Annotated in this window: 15 protein-coding genes; all 15 read left to right on the top strand. The window is 44.2% G+C overall.

Annotation, left to right across the window (positions count from 1 at the left end; genetic code table 11):
• The first annotated feature begins 70 nt into the window (after positions 1–70).
• Positions 71–1,174, top strand: a complete 1,104-nt coding sequence (locus tag MHI15_RS07995) for a polysaccharide pyruvyl transferase family protein (protein WP_341164302.1) — start codon at positions 71–73, stop codon at positions 1,172–1,174.
• Positions 1,171–2,580, top strand: coding sequence for a lipopolysaccharide biosynthesis protein (locus tag MHI15_RS07990; RefSeq protein ID WP_341164301.1), 1,410 nt, complete (start codon positions 1,171–1,173; stop codon positions 2,578–2,580). The genes MHI15_RS07995 and MHI15_RS07990 overlap by 4 nt, the downstream gene beginning before the upstream one ends.
• Before the next feature lie 147 nt (positions 2,581–2,727).
• Positions 2,728–3,606, top strand: coding sequence for a glucose-1-phosphate thymidylyltransferase RfbA (rfbA, locus tag MHI15_RS07985; protein WP_036685112.1), 879 nt, complete (start codon positions 2,728–2,730; stop codon positions 3,604–3,606).
• A 20-nt stretch (positions 3,607–3,626) separates the two neighbouring features.
• Entirely contained in the window at positions 3,627–4,187 is a 561-nt protein-coding gene (rfbC, locus tag MHI15_RS07980; protein WP_076129409.1) for a dTDP-4-dehydrorhamnose 3,5-epimerase, read from the top strand.
• Positions 4,188–4,215: 28 nt separating this feature from the next.
• Positions 4,216–5,211, top strand: a complete 996-nt coding sequence (gene rfbB, locus MHI15_RS07975; protein WP_076194495.1) for a dTDP-glucose 4,6-dehydratase — start codon at positions 4,216–4,218, stop codon at positions 5,209–5,211.
• Positions 5,212–5,253: 42 nt separating this feature from the next.
• Positions 5,254–5,859, top strand: coding sequence for a YdcF family protein (locus MHI15_RS07970; protein WP_179088795.1), 606 nt, complete (start codon positions 5,254–5,256; stop codon positions 5,857–5,859).
• A 745-nt stretch (positions 5,860–6,604) separates the two neighbouring features.
• Positions 6,605–8,002 (top strand): glutamyl-tRNA reductase, encoded by a 1,398-nt coding sequence (gene hemA, locus MHI15_RS07965; RefSeq protein WP_076186087.1) that lies wholly within the window; start codon positions 6,605–6,607, stop codon positions 8,000–8,002.
• A 5-nt stretch (positions 8,003–8,007) separates the two neighbouring features.
• The gene (gene ccsA, locus MHI15_RS07960) at positions 8,008–8,835 is read left to right on the top strand and encodes a cytochrome c biogenesis protein CcsA (protein ID WP_076129405.1); all 828 of its coding nucleotides are present in this window, start codon (positions 8,008–8,010) and stop codon (positions 8,833–8,835) included.
• 5 nt (positions 8,836–8,840) lie between these two features.
• Positions 8,841–9,488, top strand: a complete 648-nt coding sequence (locus MHI15_RS07955) for a precorrin-2 dehydrogenase/sirohydrochlorin ferrochelatase family protein (RefSeq protein WP_341164300.1) — start codon at positions 8,841–8,843, stop codon at positions 9,486–9,488.
• Positions 9,489–10,088: 600 nt separating this feature from the next.
• Complete coding sequence (hemC, locus tag MHI15_RS07950; protein WP_076129403.1) at positions 10,089–11,042, top strand: hydroxymethylbilane synthase; 954 nt, start codon at positions 10,089–10,091, stop codon at positions 11,040–11,042.
• Positions 11,043–11,047: 5 nt separating this feature from the next.
• A complete protein-coding gene (cobA, locus tag MHI15_RS07945; RefSeq protein WP_076280025.1) occupies positions 11,048–12,595 on the top strand; it encodes a uroporphyrinogen-III C-methyltransferase in 1,548 nt (515 codons plus the stop codon).
• Between the two features lie 876 nt (positions 12,596–13,471).
• A complete protein-coding gene (gene hemB / locus MHI15_RS07940; RefSeq protein ID WP_076129402.1) occupies positions 13,472–14,470 on the top strand; it encodes a porphobilinogen synthase in 999 nt (332 codons plus the stop codon).
• Positions 14,471–14,552: 82 nt separating this feature from the next.
• Positions 14,553–15,854 (top strand): glutamate-1-semialdehyde 2,1-aminomutase, encoded by a 1,302-nt coding sequence (gene hemL / locus MHI15_RS07935; RefSeq protein ID WP_370511266.1) that lies wholly within the window; start codon positions 14,553–14,555, stop codon positions 15,852–15,854.
• Positions 15,851–16,786, top strand: a complete 936-nt coding sequence (locus tag MHI15_RS07930) for an RluA family pseudouridine synthase (RefSeq protein WP_254848830.1) — start codon at positions 15,851–15,853, stop codon at positions 16,784–16,786. The genes hemL and MHI15_RS07930 overlap by 4 nt, the downstream gene beginning before the upstream one ends.
• Positions 16,787–17,117: 331 nt before the next feature.
• Positions 17,118–18,485, top strand: coding sequence for a LysM peptidoglycan-binding domain-containing protein (locus MHI15_RS07925; protein WP_076280011.1), 1,368 nt, complete (start codon positions 17,118–17,120; stop codon positions 18,483–18,485).
• Positions 18,486–18,676: the final 191 nt, after the last annotated feature.

Below are 18,676 nucleotides of genomic sequence, written 5' to 3'. Positions count from 1 at the left end.
AAATTAATATTGAGATTAAATACAATTACATAGGATGAATTTAAATTCTTAGGGATTAGGGAGAAAATTAATGAAAATATTACTTGAAATATATTTGGCAGAAAATCTAGGTGATGACTTATTTTTGAAGATGATATTAGAACGATATCCAAATGTGACTTGGTATATTTTCTGTCAAAATAAAGCTTATAAAAAAAATTTTCTAAGTAAATATAAGAATGTCAGACTTATCAGATTGCCGAAAATCATTTATACAGTTCTATTTCGAACAAATTTGTTAAATAGTTATCACTATTATATTATGGGAAAATTAAATCTATCTGCTACAGTAAGCATCGGTGGATCCATTTTCATGGAAATAAAAGGGTGGAAAAAACTGTATGAAAGAAGAAGGTTTCTTTGGAGTAAGTTTAAATCAAATGGCAAAAAGAATTTTGTTCTTGGATCAAATTTCGGACCTTATAAAGATGAAAATTTCGTTCTGAGTTATAATGAACTTTTCAAGGAATTAGAGGATATATGTTTCAGAGATTCTTATTCCTATTCGTTGTTCCCAGAATTAAATAATGTTAGAAATGAACCAGATATTATATTTAGCTTAGAAGCAAGCACGCAAAAGAAGATTGAGAATTCGATTGGTATATCCCTAATTTCTTTGGAAAATAGATTGGATTTAATGAATTATAAAGAAATTTATATAGAAAAAATGGTGGAAATAATTAATCATTATAATGAAAAAAAAAATCGGGTTACACTAATTTCTTTCTGTCAGATAGAAGGAGACGAAGAAATTATTAATGATATATTGAATAGGATCAATAAAGCTGATACTCATACATTATTTTATAAAGGCAACATAGAAAGTTTTCTTCAAGAGATATCTTCCATTGAAAAGTTAATCACTTGTAGGTTTCATTCACTAATTTTAGCTTACATTTTAAATAGCAGATTTTACCCTATCATATATAGTAAAAAAACCTCAGACATAATTTCAGATTATAATCTGTCTAATTCAATGACCTTTATTGAAGAAATAGATAAACTAACTATTGAAGAAATAGAGTTTGAATTTGAAAACAACAAAGGTGTTAACAAAAGCATTCTAGATAAATCTGAAAGACAATTTTGGGAATTAGATAAATTTATAGGTTTGAAGAGTGGTGAATCTATTTGAATAAATACAAAAAATTAATTGGGAATTCTGCTATATTTGCCGTTGGAAACCTTGGAAGTAAATTGATTTTAATTTTCTTAGTTCCACTTTATACATATTACTTAACTGCAGTGGAGTACGGCACGATAGATATAATTACAACAACCAGTAGTTTGTTGTTACCGATTATTTCTTTAAGTATATTTGACGCTGTATTAAGATTTGTAATGGATAAAAAATATCCAAATGATGTTGTATTTACAAACGCCTTAATAATTACAATTTTAGGTTCTATAATTGCTTTATTATTTTATCCAATATTTATGTATTTTAATGTTCTAAGTGGATTATTGGGATATATGTATACAATATTAATAATACAAGCTTTTCAAACTTTGCTGACCCAATTCATTAGAGCAATTGGTAAAATTAAAGTGTACGCTTTGAATGGAATTATTATGACATTGGTTACAGCAGTCTTTAATATAATTTTCTTAGTAAAATATAACATGGGTATTAACGGATATTTTTTGTCTATTATTATTGCAAACCTAATTTCAATATTATATTTGACACTTTACACCAAAATATTAAGTTATATTAGATTTGATAAAATAAACAAAAAAATAACTGTAAAAATGTTAGTTTACTGTATACCACTCATACCAAATGCTTTTATGTGGTGGACAATAAACGCTTCTAATCGATATTTCATTCTCTTTTTTGTAGGAGCGAGTGCAAATGGATTATTTGCAGTTGCAAATAAAATACCAAGTCTACTTTCTATATTGAATACGGTTTTTTTTCAAGCTTGGCAATTATCTGCTATCGAAGAATATAACGATGAAGGTAAATCGAATTTTTATTCTAAAACATTTAGTTATTTCTCAATGATATTATTTTTAGGAACATCTGGAATTCTATTGGTTTTAAAATTCATTACTTCAACTTTAGTATCAAATGAGTTCTATCAATCTTGGCAATTCGTCCCTTTTTTATTAATTGGCATCATATTTTCTAGTTTCTCGGGATTTTTAGGAACGAATTATATAGCTGCTAAACAAACAGGTGGAGTCTTTAGAACTTCAGTGATTGGCGGAGTAGTGAATGTAATTGCTAATATAATTTTCATACCTTTAGTGGGTACTAACGGAGCCGGAATTTCAACAATGATTAGTTTTTTTGTTGTATGGGTTTTAAGATATTATGATACAAAAAAATATATCAATATGAAACTTAATGTCAGAATTATTACGCTTAATTTATTGCTTATTAGTATACAAATATTTATATTGTTTATTGATTTTACTGTGTTTAAAGAATTTTTTATTGAGTTAATTTTATTTCTGTTAGTAATTATTGTTAATAGAAAGATAATTAAATTATTTAAGCAGATAATTACTACAACAATGAAAAAATTTGTGTGATTTTTCGGGTTTCTGAACGATTATCAATGAATTTCAAATAAATATACTACTTGTAAATTAGATGATTTAAATTTAATAATAGATTAGTGTATTAATACATTTTATGATTCTTTCGTTCCTAAATTGAATAAAAGGTGGAGGCTTATTATGAAAGGCATTATCCTAGCAGGTGGCAGCGGTACGCGCCTATACCCATTAACAATGGTCACAAGTAAGCAGCTTTTACCTATTTACGACAAACCAATGATTTACTATCCACTATCCACATTAATGCTAGCGGGTATTAAAGAGATTCTTATTATTTCCACTCCAGAGGACACGCCTAGATTTGAAAGCTTATTAGGTGACGGTTCTCAATTTGGCATCTCATTACAATACAAAGTTCAACCAAGTCCTGATGGTTTAGCGCAGGCTTTTATTTTGGGTGAATCTTTTATAGGTGATGATTCAGTTGCCATGATCCTTGGAGATAATATCTACTATGGCAATGGAATGCGGAAGATGTTGCAACGTGCTTCTTCAAAACAACAAGGAGCAACGGTGTTCGGATATCACGTGCAAGATCCAGAGCGATTCGGTGTTGTAGAATTTAATGAAGAAGGTAAAGTATTGAGCGTAGAAGAAAAACCAACACAGCCAAAATCTAACTACGCAATTACTGGTCTATATTTTTATGATAACAGAGTTATTGAGATTGCTAAGAACGTTGAGGTCTCTTCACGTGGAGAATTGGAGATTACCTCCATTAATGAAGCTTACTTAAATCTTGGTGAGCTTGATGTGGAACTTCTAGGTCGGGGATTCACCTGGTTAGATACAGGAACTCATCAAAGTCTTGTCGACGCAACTAACTTTGTACGGACTATTGAAGATCATCAAGGAATCAAGATCGCCGCTCCGGAGGAAATTGCATATATTAATGGATGGATTACTAAAGAACACTTGTGGAATTGCGGGGAGAAGTTAAGTAAGACGGGGTATGGTCAGTATTTGATGAAAGTAGCTACAGGTAAAATACAATACTAATAACTGAAAGTGTGGCAGTGATGAAAATTACAGAAACCTTATTGCAAGGCGTATTAGTCGTTGAACCGGCTGTTTTTGGGGACCACCGCGGTTGGTTTATGGAGACGTATAGCGGAGCTAAGTTTAAAGAGCATGGAATAGATATGGAGTTTGTACAAGATAACCAATCCTACTCTGCGACTAAAGGAACATTACGTGGTTTGCACTATCAATTACATCCCAAGGCACAGACGAAATTGGTTCGTTGTACACGTGGTGCTATTTTTGATGTAGCCGTAGATATCAGAAAAGGTAGTCCTACCTATAGTAAATGGTTCGGCATTGAACTGAATGCTGAGAACAAAAAGCAACTGCTGATCCCAAAAGGATTCGCACATGGATTCATGACACTAACAGAAGACGTAGAGGTTCAGTATAAGTGCGATGAGCTTTATGCCCCGGAATGTGATGGGGGGATTCTGTGGAATGATCCTTCTATTGGCATCGAATGGCCTCTTCATATTACACCTGTATTATCTGCCAAGGATGAGAAGGCGCCTTTATTAAAAGATGCTAATTTGAATTTTTTTTACAATAACTAATAAAGCTAATAGATCGGGAGTGCGTTCATTGAGTAAGCAAAAGATGCTGGTTACGGGTGGTGCCGGATTTATTGGAGGCAACTTCGTACAGTATATGGTAGATAAATATCCGCATTATGATATTGTGAATTTGGATTTGCTAACTTATGCGGGTGATCTAACGAAACATAAGGATATTGAGTCCAAATCCAATTATCGGTTTGTTCAAGCTGATATTGCTGACCGAGAGGCAATATTGTCTCTTTTTGAGTTGGAGAAATTTGATTATGTTGTTCATTTTGCTGCGGAGAGTCATGTGGATCGCTCAATTAGTGATCCTGCGATATTCGTTCGTACGAATGTTATGGGGACACAGGTACTACTGGATGCAGCTAAAAAATTCGGCATTACTAAATTCCTCCATGTCTCTACGGATGAAGTGTATGGTGAACTCGATTTTGATCCTACTGTATTTTTTACCGAAGAAACACCTTTGCAGCCTAACAGTCCTTATAGTGCTAGTAAAACGGCGTCTGATTTACTAGTCCGTGCGTATTATGAGACCTTTGGTTTACCAATGAACATAACACGCTGCTCGAATAATTACGGACCGTATCATTTTCCTGAAAAACTGATTCCACTGACCATCTCAAGAGTATTAAATGAAGAGAAGGTTCCTGTATACGGAGACGGGAAAAATATTCGCGACTGGCTCCATGTCTGGGATCACTGTGCGGCCATTGACCTTGTCGTGCACGAAGGAGTAAGTGGTGAAGTTTATAATGTGGGTGGTCATAATGAGAGAACTAATCTTGAAGTAGTTAAGACGATTATCAGTACCTTGGGAAAATCTGAAGATTTGATTGAATTTGTAACAGATAGATTAGGACATGATAAACGCTACGCCATTGATCCAACGAAACTTGAGAATTTAGGTTGGAAGCCAACTTATACTTTTGAGACCGGAATTGCGCAGACGATCCAATGGTATATTGATAATGCTGAATGGTGGCAACAAATCCTTAGTAACGAATCGCATAAGTGATTTATGCACGACTTAACGGTTAAGAAAAGAAAAGGTAATTTAATGAATAAAAGATTTGTCCTTTTCGTATGCTTGCTATTGTTAATTACTGGTTTATTCAGTGCAGGCCGTTTCTTAGTTCTATCTGAATCTCCCAAGCAAGCCGATGTCATCATTGTCCTAAGCGGAGGCCAAGGTCGTGTGGAAAAAGCAGCTGAGTTATATAAAGCAGGCTATGCTCCTTATGTAATTCTTTCCAATGCTAAAGAGGCAACGAGTAAATCGGGTGACATGGTCCAAACCGCCCTAGCTTTAGGCATACCCCAGGACGTTATCTATACCGAGAACGCGGCGGATAGCACTTATCAGAATGCCGAGTACACTCTTCCTATAATGAAGGAATACGGTTTTAAATCTGCGATTGTTGTTTCCTCTGACTTTCACATGCGGAGGGTGAAATTTCTTTTTGGTCGTGTGTACAAAAAATCGGAGATTGAGCTGACGTATGTGGGTTCTGAATCAGGATATAACGCTAAACGCTGGTGGAGTGACCGAAAGAGTAGAGAAACAACGTTCAACGAGTATGTAAAAATGATCGGCAACACCTTTGGTTACAATGGTCCGGAGGCAAAAAGTACTCTTGATCAGATTAAGAACTGGTTTCGCTAATCTGCTGTAGAACGTTCACACTATAATCCGACAAAAACAGTTTTTTTCTTATCTTGGCTTAAGGCGCATTACGACAAACAATATTGTTTAATAGTTTTATACTTATAACTATATCAATATTATTCTCGTGGGAGAGACGCCAAATGCCAAATTACTATTTTAAGGAGATATGGACGCCTTTAAAATTAGTGAATATTCGTTTTTATCTGGATGATGAAAATCGTGTTTGGGTTAAAGTTTGGTCTAAGCATCGGCGACTTCTGAACTACATTCGTTAAAGGCGAAATGAGCAACGGATATGCTAACGTCATGCCTATTGGGAAAACCTTCTCTTTTGGCTCACCAGTTATCTTCACATTTTGTAAAAAGTGTGGAGAAGTAGCGTCGATAAAAGTTAAGAAACCTGAGAAGTTTTAAGTCACTGAGCAGTGACTTATTTTTTTGGAGAACGGAATTTTTGACGATTTTAAGAACTAGTAGGCCCTAATGTTTCCTTTTTGCTATCACAACCTTATAAATTAGCTAAAAATAACTCATCCTAACCGTAGCGAACCTACGGTTTTTTATTTATAATAATTATTATCTGGATTTCATAAAGCGTTCAAAAAATCTGTAAAAAGTCTTATTTTCGTGTGATATACTTAACACAGTGTTTTGAGATGTTGTGAAAGTGAACGGTATGTAAGATATTAATTTATATAATTGGATTTCAGCAACTTATAGAGACTAGGATGGTGAACTATCGATGCACATCGTCGTCGTTGGCCTGAATTATCGTACGGCTCCCGTGGAGGTTCGGGAACAGTTTGCTTTTGCGGAAAGTGATCTTCCGGCAGCGCTCCATCAACTGATGAAGACGAAGGGTGTGCTAGAAGGGGTCTTAGTAGCTACCTGCAACCGTACGGAAATTTATGTGGTGATGGACCGCCTTCATATGGCTGGTTATTTCATCCGCGGCTTTATGGAGCAATGGTTTGGTGTGAAAAGTGAGCAATTTGCTCAGCATATGTATATTTATGAAGACGAACAGGCGATTGCGCATTTGTTCCGCGTGACTTGCGGCCTGGATTCCATGGTGATTGGGGAGACGCAGATCCTGGGACAGGTGCGGAGTTCTTTTCTCACAGCTCAGGCTGAGGGTGTAACTGGAACTTGGTTCAATCGGTTGTTCAAGCAAGCGGTGACGCTGGGCAAAAGAGCACATAGTGAAACGTCAATCGGCGAGAGCGCAGTATCGGTCAGTTATGCGGCTGTGGAGCTGGGCAAGCGGATTTTTGGCATGTTTACTGGGAAAAAAGTGCTGATTCTCGGTGCCGGCAAAATGAGCGAGCTTACCGTGAAGCATCTATACAGTAGTGGTGCGGCAGAAGTGATTGTCGCTAACCGTACGCTGTCGCGTGCGATTGAATTGGCGGAGAAGTTCTCGGGTAAGCCGAGCACGATTGAAGATGCGTTAACAACTCTAAATGAAGTAGATATCGTGATCAGCTCGACAGGAGCAGACGGGTATGTGCTTACGGCTGATAAGGTAGCGCATGCTATGAAACGCCGCCCTTCGCGGCCGCTTTTTATGATTGATATTGCTGTACCACGTGATATTGATCCTGCGGCGGCAAATGTGCCGGATGTTTTTTTGTATGATATTGACGATCTGGAGGGCATTGTGGAGAATAATCTGGAAATGCGCCGAAGTGAAGCTGCGAAGATTGAAGTGATGATCAGCGAGGAAATGGATGAGTTCCAGCTGTGGCTCAAGACGCTTGGGGTAAGACCGGTGATCCGGGCGCTTCAGGATAAATCGAATACGATTCATGAAGAAACGATGGAGAGTCTGTTCAACAAGCTGCCCGAGCTGGACGAGCATCAGCGGAAAGTGATCCGCCGCCTGACTAAAAGTATCGTGAACCAGATGATGCATGATCCGATCAATGTAATTAAAGAGCTGTCCGGCGGTAAGCAAGGGAATGAAGCTCTTGATTATTTTTCCAAAATCTTTGCGTTGCAGGAACAGCTCAAATCCGATTCAGATGATGGAGACATTGCCTCGGTGAAGCAGTCTAGTTCTGGAGAACGTACGGCTGGCAGCGCTGATTTCTCTGTGCCTAAAACGGCGCTTGCTCCGGCAGGCTTGCTGGGTGGGTGAATAATATGCAACTGCTGAACGGAATATATGATGCCGCTCTGCTGGTCTATGCCCTGAGCCTGCTGTTTGTTTTCTCGGATTGCCTTAAAAGGAGTCCGGGTGGGAAGCGGTTAGGCACGGGGCTTCTTGTTGTTGTGGGTCTTTTGCAAGTTGCAGGACTTGGAATTCGTTTCTCTCAGGAGAAAGGCCTGCCTATTTTTACACCTTATGATTTCTTGTTTTGGTTTGCTTTTAGTATTGTGCTGACTTCGCTTGCGGTGGCTTTTACACGTGGAGGCGAGTTTACGATTTTGCTGCTCAGTATGGCTGGTTTTAGTGTTTTTCTGCTTAATCGGGTCTGGCTGACGGCGGGTGGGCATACGCTTGAGACTTGGAGTGCGGTGTATGGCTGGCTGACGATGCATGTGATTTTGGCAAATTTGAGTTTTGCAGCACTGACGTTAGGAACGGTTTTTGCAATATTGTACTTGTTCCTGCACACTAGACTCAAAAGCAAGAAATGGAGCGACCGGATCCGTCGTTTGCCGAACCTGGAGACTACAGATAAATACTCTTATACCGCTATTTTGGTGGGCACTCCTTTGCTGGGAATATCGCTGGTGGTGGCGGGTTTATCTATAGTTTCTGAGGGACGGACGCTTTTATTGAAGGATTTAAAAGTATTAACGACTCTTATCGGTCTTGGGATTTACATATTTTATATTATCTTTAAGAAGTCCGGGCGGAAAAGTGGAGTAAGTATGGCTCGCTGGGCGATTTTAGGATATGCTTTTATTATCTTAAATTTTCTGTTGAATTCTTGGTCTGATTTTCACGGTTGGAGCGGGGAGTGAAGGGCATGACGCGTTATTTACCCATAATGCTGGATTGTGAAGGGCTGCCCTGTGTGGTTATTGGCGGTGGTGTCGTGGCTGAACGTAAGGTGAGCGGGCTGTTGGAAGCTGGAGCGGCGGTTAAGGTGATTAGTCCTTCTTTGACAGATCCGCTTGATTCTCTAGCTGAAAAAGGTCTTCTGATCTGGATGGACCGTACTTATGCTCCCGGAGATCTCCGTGGGGCCTTTCTCGTATATGCAGCCACTAACGATAGGGCGGTTAATGAAGAGGTTGCGCGGGAGTCTAGACGGCTTGGAATTCATGTGAATGTGGCCAGCCATGCGGAAGCGGGAAACTTTATCACGCCCGGAGTGGTTCGGAGGGGACGTTTGACGGTAGCTGTATCTACTTCGGGTGCTGGCCCGCTTGCGGCAACGAAGATCAAAAATGTGCTTGAAAAAGCGCTGGATGCGGCGTATGAGCCATATTTGGATTTTGTGCATGCCATGCGTACCCGGATTAAGGAAAAAGAACCTTCTGCTGAAGTTCGTGGAAGGCTTTTGCGGAAGCTTGGCACGCTGGATGTGTTGAACGAGATGAGTAAGGGTACCTTCATAGCGTGGAGCCCGGAGGATATGGACGCTTGGATTGCTGAGCAACGGGTGGAGTAAAAGTGCGCGTGGACACTGTAAAGATTAGAAAATTGGGTTAGATTAAGATATGAAGTGGATGAGCGGTTTTGAGTAACTATAATGAATGGCTGAGTTGGCTCGTAGTGGCTGGGATGGCGGAATGTACGGTAAAAATACTGTTGAATCGAGCTTAAGTAGCTTGGATGGCGGAATGTACGGTAACAATGCCCTCTAAATGAGCAATAGTCGTCGAAGGAGCTAAAAGAAAGGCAAAAATGCCTTTAAATTGAGCAATAACCACCATGTTAGTTAAAAGAGAAGCAATAATGCCCTTAAAATAAGCAACAGTCGTCGAAGGAGCTAAAAGAAAGGCAAAAATGCCTTTAAATTGAGCAACAACAGCCAAATTAGCAAAAAGAGAGGCAAAAATGCCCTATAAATGAGCAACAATCGCCGAAGGAGCTTATGAAAGGCAAAAATGCCTCAAATTCGGCGGGAATTATCCGAAGTAGCGAATTCAAAGGCAATAATGCCTTTTTTAGAGTGAGAGTAGTTAATTGGTTAGTTTGGGTTTGGATTTCTAGTGCAAGGTTCTGCGGTGAAGAGTAAGAGGCGAACGTTACCAGGAGGAATGGACAAATGCGTAAGGTTATAGTGGGGAGTAGACAGAGCGCGCTTGCGTTGACGCAAACGGGACATGTGATTGCTGATCTGGAGCGACTTAGCGAGGAGCATGGTTTTGGTTTTACTTTCGAAGTGAAAAAGATCGTCACCAAAGGTGACCGCATTCTTGACGTTACTTTATCCAAGGTAGGCGGCAAAGGGTTGTTCGTGAAAGAAATCGAGCAAGCGATGCTGGAAAAAGAAATCGACATGGCGGTGCACAGCATGAAGGATATGCCATCCGAGCTACCGGATGGGTTGATCAATGGTGCTGTGCCGAAGCGAGTCGATCCGCGTGATGTTTTGATCTCTAACGGAGGCGTCTCGCTAGACGAGCTGCCTCAGGGTGCACGCGTAGGCACAAGCAGCCTACGCCGATCCAGCCAGCTCGCTGCGCTGCGGCCTGATCTGGTCATTGAGCCCGTGCGCGGCAACATTGACTCGCGGCTGCGCAAGCTGGAGAGCGGCGAATACGACGCAATCCTGCTGGCAGCGGCGGGGCTGTCGCGCATGGGCTGGCAGGATCGCGTGAGCGCCTACCTGCCGCCGGAGGTTTGCCTGCCCGCTGTAGGGCAGGGCGCACTCGGCATCGAGTGCCGCGCAGATGACGCTGACCTGCGGAAGCTGCTGGCATTATACAACGATGCCGATACGGCATTGACGGTAGCGGCGGAGCGCACGTTCCTTGGCGTGCTGAATGGCGGCTGCCAAGTGCCGATTGGTGCTCATGCGGTGCTTGACACAGCCGCCAAAGCTGCTACCGCTGAGCACAAAGTAATCTCGTTAACGGGGATGGTGGGAACACCGGACGGTTCAACGATTTTGAAAGAAACTTGCACGGGGATTGACCCGGTACAGCTCGGCGAAGAAGTCGCTAAAAAGCTGATTGCAAGAGGAGCGGAGAAGATACTGTCAGACGTTAGGGGATGAGTGGATTGACGGGGAAGGTTTATTTGGTAGGTGCAGGTCCCGGGGACGCAAAGCTGATTACTGTGAAAGGCCTCGAGTGTATCCAAAAAAGCGACGTGCTGGTGTATGATCGCTTGGCAAGTCCTAGATTGCTGAAATGCATGAAACCCGGCGGGGAGAAGATCTATGTAGGCAAGCTGCCGGATCGCCACACGATGAAGCAGGAAGAGATTAATCAATTGTTAGTTGATTTGGCTTTACAGGGGAAAACAGTGGTGCGGCTTAAGGGTGGGGACCCTACGATTTTTGGCCGGGTGGGTGAAGAAGCGGAGCTGCTGCGCAAAAATGGGATCTATTACGAAATCGTACCGGGCATCACGTCAGCGATCAGTGTACCTGCCTATGCGGGTATACCTGTTACGCACCGCGATCATGCCTCTTCCCTGTCGATTATCACCGGGCATGAGAGCCCGGATAAACTGGATCATTCCATACATTGGGATAAAGTAACGAACGCCACGGGAACGTTAGTGTTTCTGATGGGCGTAGCTAAAATAGGTTATATCAGCGCTCAGCTGATCAAGCACGGGCGGCCGCCAGAAACACCAGTGGCACTTGTGCGCTGGGGCACCCGCGCGGATCAGGAGACGCTGACGGGAACCCTCGCCGATATTGAGGCGAAGGTGAAGGCGGCGGATTTTCAGCCGCCGGCAGTCATCGTCGTCGGTGACGTGGTGCTGCAGCGTGAGCAGCTGAAGTGGGTCGAGGCGATGCCGTTATTCGGCAAACGCATCGTGGTGACACGGGCTCGCAGCCAAGCAAGCGAGCTGGTGGATAGAATTGAAGAACTCGGCGGGGAACCCTACGAGTTCCCGGTGATCGAGACGATCATGCCAGAAGGGGCAGAGAAGAAGGCGAAGATTGCAGCGGCGTTTGGCGCGCTGGAATCGTACGACTGGGTATTCTTCACTAGCCCGAACGGCGTGGAGTTTTTTTGGCGCCACTTGGCGGAGCTGGGGGCGGACATTCGCGGGCTACACCGCGCGCGTATTGCAGCGGTGGGGCCAGGCACAGCCGCCGCGCTGGCGCAGCGCGGGGTGATTGCTGAGGAACTTCCGGCGAAGTTTCAGGCGGAAGGTCTGATTGAGACGTTCGGTCCCAAGCTGCTGCCGGGGCAGAACGTGCTATTGCCGCGCGGCGATCTGGCGCGGGACTGGCTGCCGGACAAGCTGAGAGAGCTTGGCCTTCAGGTGACAGACGTGGATACCTATGAGACGGTTGTCACGGGTGAGGATGACGTCGAGCTGCTGAAGCTGCTAGAGGAAGGTCGCGTTCACGCGGTAACCTTCACCAGCTCGTCAACCGTGCGTAATTTCATACACATCCTGAAACGGATGGGGCTTGAAGATCCGCTCCCGCTGCTTGCAAATGTGAAAATCGCCTGCATCGGCCCGTTAACGGAGCAGACTGCGGTAGACGCGGGACTGACACCGGGACTCTTGCCTGAAGAGGCAACCATAGACGGTTTGGTGCAGGAGCTCTGCCGCTGGAATGCGGAGACTCAGCTGCAGTAGCGCTCGGATCGAGGATAGAACGAAGCAATAGTTTACAGGTGTGCTTAGCTTACTTTCTGGTGGGAAGGTAGAAGCTGATTACTCTGCGGGGAGAGTAGTAGCTGTTCAAAGGAGAAAGGCAGGGCCTGCGTAGAAATATAGCGCTCAGCTTATATTTAGTTAGATTACAGGCTAGAGTTTTGTTCGTGGTTACATGTGAGTTGGTAGTTATTAAATAGTTCGTAGGTACATGTGAGTTCGTGGTTACATGTGTGTTGGTAGTTACTAAATAGTTCGTGGTTACATGTGAGTTTAGAGTTTGTTCATAGTTACTAAATAGTTCGTGGTTACACGTGAGTGGGTAGTTATTAATGAGTTCGCGGTTACTTTTACTAACTAACATTTGTTGGTTTACTCGCCGTTATATCTACGCTCAAAAGTGCCACATCGCTACCTTCAAGTAACATATAAATTGAACTCCGAACGTAGTGACTTATGGAGTTCGGAGGATAATATTTGGTTGTAAACTAACTGGTATGTAGAGAATATGCAGTAGGTTAATGTGAGCAGATCTGCTTGAGGTTTAGGTTTAGTTGTACTTTATACAATTAAATTTCCTATATATCAGCTAAAGCCGAGTTTAGTTGTAGTATGTGCAATTAAATATCCGCTAAATGAGGAATCTTCGCACTTTTGTAATAAATAACTGTAGAGAATGCAACTAAAGCTTACAATTAGGACAAAACATCGAGATAGTTGCACAAACTACAACTATACGTAGTTAGCCAGTGGTCGGCGGTTTGGTTGCGGCTAATTTAGACTTGGCTGTGGCTAGTTGTAGTTTGCTGCCAGACACATAATTTGGTTTTATATTTTATTTTTCAGGAGGATGAACAAATGAGCTTTCCAATTACACGTCACCGCCGTTTGCGCGGTTCTGCTGGAATTCGTGGCATGGTGCGGGAGACGATACTGAATGTGCTGGATATGGTACAGCCTATTTTTGTGACTTATGGAACAGGTGTGAAGAATGAGATTAGCTCGATGCCGGGTGTGTATCATTTTTCGCTGGATACGTTAAAAGCAGAAGTGGACGAGATTGCCGCACTAGGCATCCCGGCTGTATTATTGTTCGGGATTCCTGAGACGAAGGATGCTATCGGTTCTTCCGGTTTTGCAGAGGATGGAATTGTGCAAGAGGCTACTCGCTTGATCAAGCAGTGGTACCCAGAGCTGTTGGTCGTTGCAGATACCTGCCTTTGTGAATTTACGGATCACGGACATTGTGGAATGGTGCATACGCATACGGTGAATGGTGTGGTCCATGGCGATGTTATCAACGATGCCTCGCTGGAGCTTTTGACTCGTACGGCGGTATCCCAAGCAAAAGCTGGAGCAGATATTATCGCCCCTTCCAACATGATGGATGGATTTGTTCACGCAATTCGTGCGGGACTTGATGAGAACGGCTTTGAGCATGTGCCGATTATGTCGTATTCGGTCAAATATGCTTCGGCGTTTTATGGCCCTTTCCGCGAAGCAGCGGATTCAGCACCACAGTTCGGGAATCGCAAAACATATCAAATGGACCCTGCCAATCTGCGCGAAGCACTCCGTGAAGCAGAATCCGATGTGCTGGAAGGCGCGGATATGTTAATGGTGAAGCCAGCTCTGGCTTACCTAGATGTGATTCGTACGATTCGTGATCAGTTTGATCTTCCTTTGGTGGCTTACAATGTGAGTGGAGAATATTCCATGGTAAAAGCAGCGGCATTGCAAGGCTGGATCGACGAGCAAGCCGTTGTGCTGGAAATGCTGACGGGCATGAAACGTGCTGGTGCGGACATTATTATTACTTATTTTGCAAAAGATGCAGCCCGCTGGCTGCGCGGCTAATCTTCATCACACCGACATCGCGGCAGCTAATATATGTTTGTACAAGCTTGTGTAACCAAGAAGAGAATAGGAGTGAAGATACATGAGTAATGTGCCAATGGCGCGTAAAGAGGAAGCGTCCCGGAAGGCTTTTGATGAAGCAAAACAATATATTCCCGGCGGGGTGAACAGCCCTGTACGGGCGTTTAAATCCGTAGGTCTGACTCCGATTTATGTGGATCATGGGATAGGTTCGCGAATTTTTGATATCGACGGCAACAGCTTTATCGACTATGTGCTCTCATGGGGTCCGCTGATTATGGGTCATGCGCATCCTGAGGTTGTGAAGGCATTGCAGGAGACGGCGGTAAAAGGGACAAGCTTTGGCGCTCCAACGCTACTCGAAACGGAAATGGCAAAAACTGTTGTTGAACGAGTGGCATCTGTAGATATCGTGCGCATGGTTAACTCTGGAACGGAAGCTACGATGAGCGCGATTCGTTTGGCACGTGGTTACACTGGGCGCAGCAAAATCTTGAAATTTGAAGGCTCCTACCACGGTCACGCCGATAGTCTGCTTATTAAGGCTGGCTCTGGTGTAGCTACATTGGGCTTGCCGGATAGCCCGGGTGTCCCAGAAGGCGTTGCAATGAATACCATTACGGTTCCTTACAATGATTTGGAGTCCACTCAGATTGCTTTCGAACGTTTTGGCAATGAGATTGCCGCAGTGATCGTAGAGCCGATTGCCGGCAACATGGGCGTGGTTCCACCGCTTCCAGGCTTCCTGGAAGGGCTTCGTAAATTAACTTCTGACAATGGTTCGCTGCTTATTTTTGATGAGGTTATGACAGGCTTCCGTGTTAATCGTGGCTGTGCTCAAGGCTTGTTCGGGATTACTCCGGATATAACTTGTTTTGGCAAAGTTATCGGCGGCGGACTTCCAGTGGGTGCTTATGGCGGCAAAAGAGAGATCATGGAGCAAATCGCTCCTACTGGACCGATTTATCAGGCGGGCACACTTAGTGGTAATCCATTGGCGATGGCAGCCGGATATACTACGCTCAAGCTGTTGACCCCGGAAGTATATGATCGTCTGGAACAATTGGGTGCACGTCTGGAAGCGGGTTTGAAAAAGAATTCAATTGAGACTGGCATTCCGCTCACTATCAACCGGGTGGGATCGATGGTTTGCCCATTCTTTACTGAAGGACCTGTAATCAATTTTGAAACGGCTAAGTCCAGTGACACGGATCTTTTCCGTCGTTATTTTGGTCATATGGTAAACCAAGGCATCAGTGTGCCACCTTCACAGTTTGAGGGGATGTTCATATCGGCTGCACATAGTGAGCAAGATATTGATGATACCATTGAGGGCCATTATAATGCCCTGAAGGCCCTTTGAGCATCGGAGCCGGAGAAAGAACCGGTGGTGGCGCTTGGACCCGGCGTGGAGAGTGGCTGGAGGTAACACCCGGCAAAATCATTACTGGAGCCGAGGATACGCAAGCAACGATTGACAAGTGGCTGTTAGAAACTGTAGGCATGCCCGAGAAACTTCATCTGCGGTTACGCCGCGAGGGAGGCATTCAGTGGAAAGGCGACCGGCTTCGGCTGGCGCTTTTTCCCGATCGTGAAGCGGGGCTTGAACCGATATGGGAAGAGCTTGAGGTGCTGTATGAGGATGATTTTTGCCTGGTAGCTCATAAACCAGCTGGGCTGGCGGTACATCCCGATGGCAGTGGAACTGGTGTAACTCTGGATCACCTCGTAGCTGCGCATTATATCACTTCCGGCGAAAATGTGGCTGTGCGCCATATTCACCGCTTGGACAAAGATACAACGGGTCCGGTGATGTATGCGAAAAATGAGTTCGCACAGTTAGTCCTGGACGAGAATATGCGTGAAAAAAGCATCTCGCGGCACTACGCCGCGATCGTTGAAGGCATCGTGCCGCCTGCGTTTAAGGTGATCGATGCCCCGATTGGGCGCGACCGGCATCACGCTGCGCGCAGACGGGTCTCGCCCGGCGGACAATCTGCCGTGACGCGAATCATCGAGCGCGAGGCACTGCATGGCGGAAGCCTAGTGCATGTGCAGCTGGAGACTGGACGGACGCATCAGATTCGCGTTCATCTCAGCCATATGGGTCATCCCTTGTATGGGGATGAACTATATGGCGGTCCGGTTTGGGCTTCCAGCGCTGCCGGCCGCCATGCCCTGCATGGCGAGGCATTGTCCTTCCGCCATCCTTGGAGCGGAGAACAGCTGGAAGTCAGCGATCCGTGGCCGGAGGATATGCTGCAGCTGCGAGAGCTGCTGTCTGAAGCACCCTGACAGATACGTAAGTGGCTAAGGAACAGTAGAATCAGCAAAAGCTGGTTCTGCTGTTCTTTTTCTATTTTTTCAGAAAAAAAACATCTATCCATGTCTTATTCATAAAAGCAGCATATAATACTTTGTTCTTACGAAGTAGTGCATCTATCAGCAGGCTGAAGGTTTGGTGAGCTCTTAAATTCATGAAATTTATTAGCATCCTGTCCGGTTAGTACTACCAAAGTTGTCATGCCTCTCTGTTTGAAGCATATACATGTGGGGAGTAACATTTTGGGCTTATGCTCTGGGCCTGTCTCAGGGTTAGATTATGCCAAGAAGGAGGACATATCCCGTGTTTGATCAGTCCCACGGCTTGCGGTTTGATATTTACGAACGCATTCACCTTTCGGAAGAGCTTCCGGGAATAGCTGAGCTGGAGGAGGTTGAACTACTTCCGGAAATTCAGGTGATTCAGCGGGAGGATCGGGCCGAGTTATATGGTCAGCTGTTGCTTACCGGGCTTTACCGGAGTGAAGATGACCGAACACAACGTCTGGAGCATGCCATTCCCGTGGAAATCACTGTTCCGCTTACACGCGTCAGCTCGATTGAAGATATTGGGGTAGAGATTGAGAATTTTGATATCGATCTGCTCACGATGCGCACTGTGAATATAACAGGCGTATTATCGCTGCGGGGGATCGGTGGTGCGGACCCTCAACCTCAACCAGCCTGGCAGCAAGAGGAGTATACAGTCGCCTATTCTCCTGTGAATGATGACAGGGTAGAAGCTACTACGGAGCTACAAGAACAGGAAAATGATGCACTTTATGAAAATTCTCAGTGGACCTTCGGTGAGGATGCCTCACAGGTTGCTGTAGAAGAACATGAGCATGCCGAAGCGAATGAACAGGAAACAGAAGAATCATTAGTCTCAAGTGGAGTCGCTCATACGTCCCCTGTAGTCAATTTCTCATCCGGTCAGGAGAAGGACAAGGGAGCTAAAGCACGGACACATAGTCTGGAGTCCCAAGTTGACGATGCTAAAGCGGGTTTATCCGATTACTGGTTTAAAGCCGAGGCCCAGAACAAAGAGGTTGAGGTGTCTCAGCTGAATCAAGCAAGCAATGTGAGCGAAGAGAACCAACAGTCGGCAGAGGAATATTTTACTCCTAGAGAGACCGCTGTTCCAGCCGTTAGTGCAGATGCAATTCAGGATATCCCTGTATTCGCTTCTGAAAATGAGGCTAATAATGCGCTTTCTAAGCAAGAAGAGAATACTGCGCCGATTAATGAGAATGCGAACGAAGTTTTTGTTTCACAAGAGAGTGTGGCTTCTCATGAGGAGAAACAAGATCTTAAGATCGCCTTGGGCAGTAAAAAAGAAGCAGAAATTCCGGAAAAAGAACATCTCACCTTCTCCTCTTTACTAAGCTCCAGTCGTGTCCGTAAAGAGCAGGAAGCTCTGCAGTCGGAAGGAAACACATCTGCAGCAGTGGACGTTCCAGAGGTTGGCAATAATACGGAATGGAAGAGCAGATTCATTGCCAGCGCGGATGGAGCTAACATGTTCCGCAAAGTTCGGCTGTGTATTGTGCAGCGTGAAGAAACACTGGATACCATAGCAGAGAAGTATCAGCTAAGTGCGCGGGAGCTGGTAATGTATAATCGCTTATCCGGGCAGAGTGTAGAGGAAGGTCAAGTGTTGTACATCCCGTAATCGAATCGTGATGCGTACACACATGAATAGGTGAATCCCGATCAGGTATTAGGATCGGGATTTTTGCTGTTTCATTGTTGGAAGGGATGCTTCAGAAGAAATAAGTCGAAATTCAGCCTAAAGTCCCGCTGCAAAGGCGTATCCAGGTTGACTAGGGGGGGCTCAAAATGTATTATGGAGTAAGCAATATC

It is taken from the genome of Paenibacillus sp. FSL H7-0918 (genome assembly GCF_038007025.1).
Lineage (GTDB): Bacteria > Bacillota > Bacilli > Paenibacillales > Paenibacillaceae > Paenibacillus_AQ > Paenibacillus_AQ odorifer.
The sequence above is the reverse complement of the archived record's forward strand: the minus strand, read 5'-3'. Positions and strand labels throughout refer to the sequence as shown.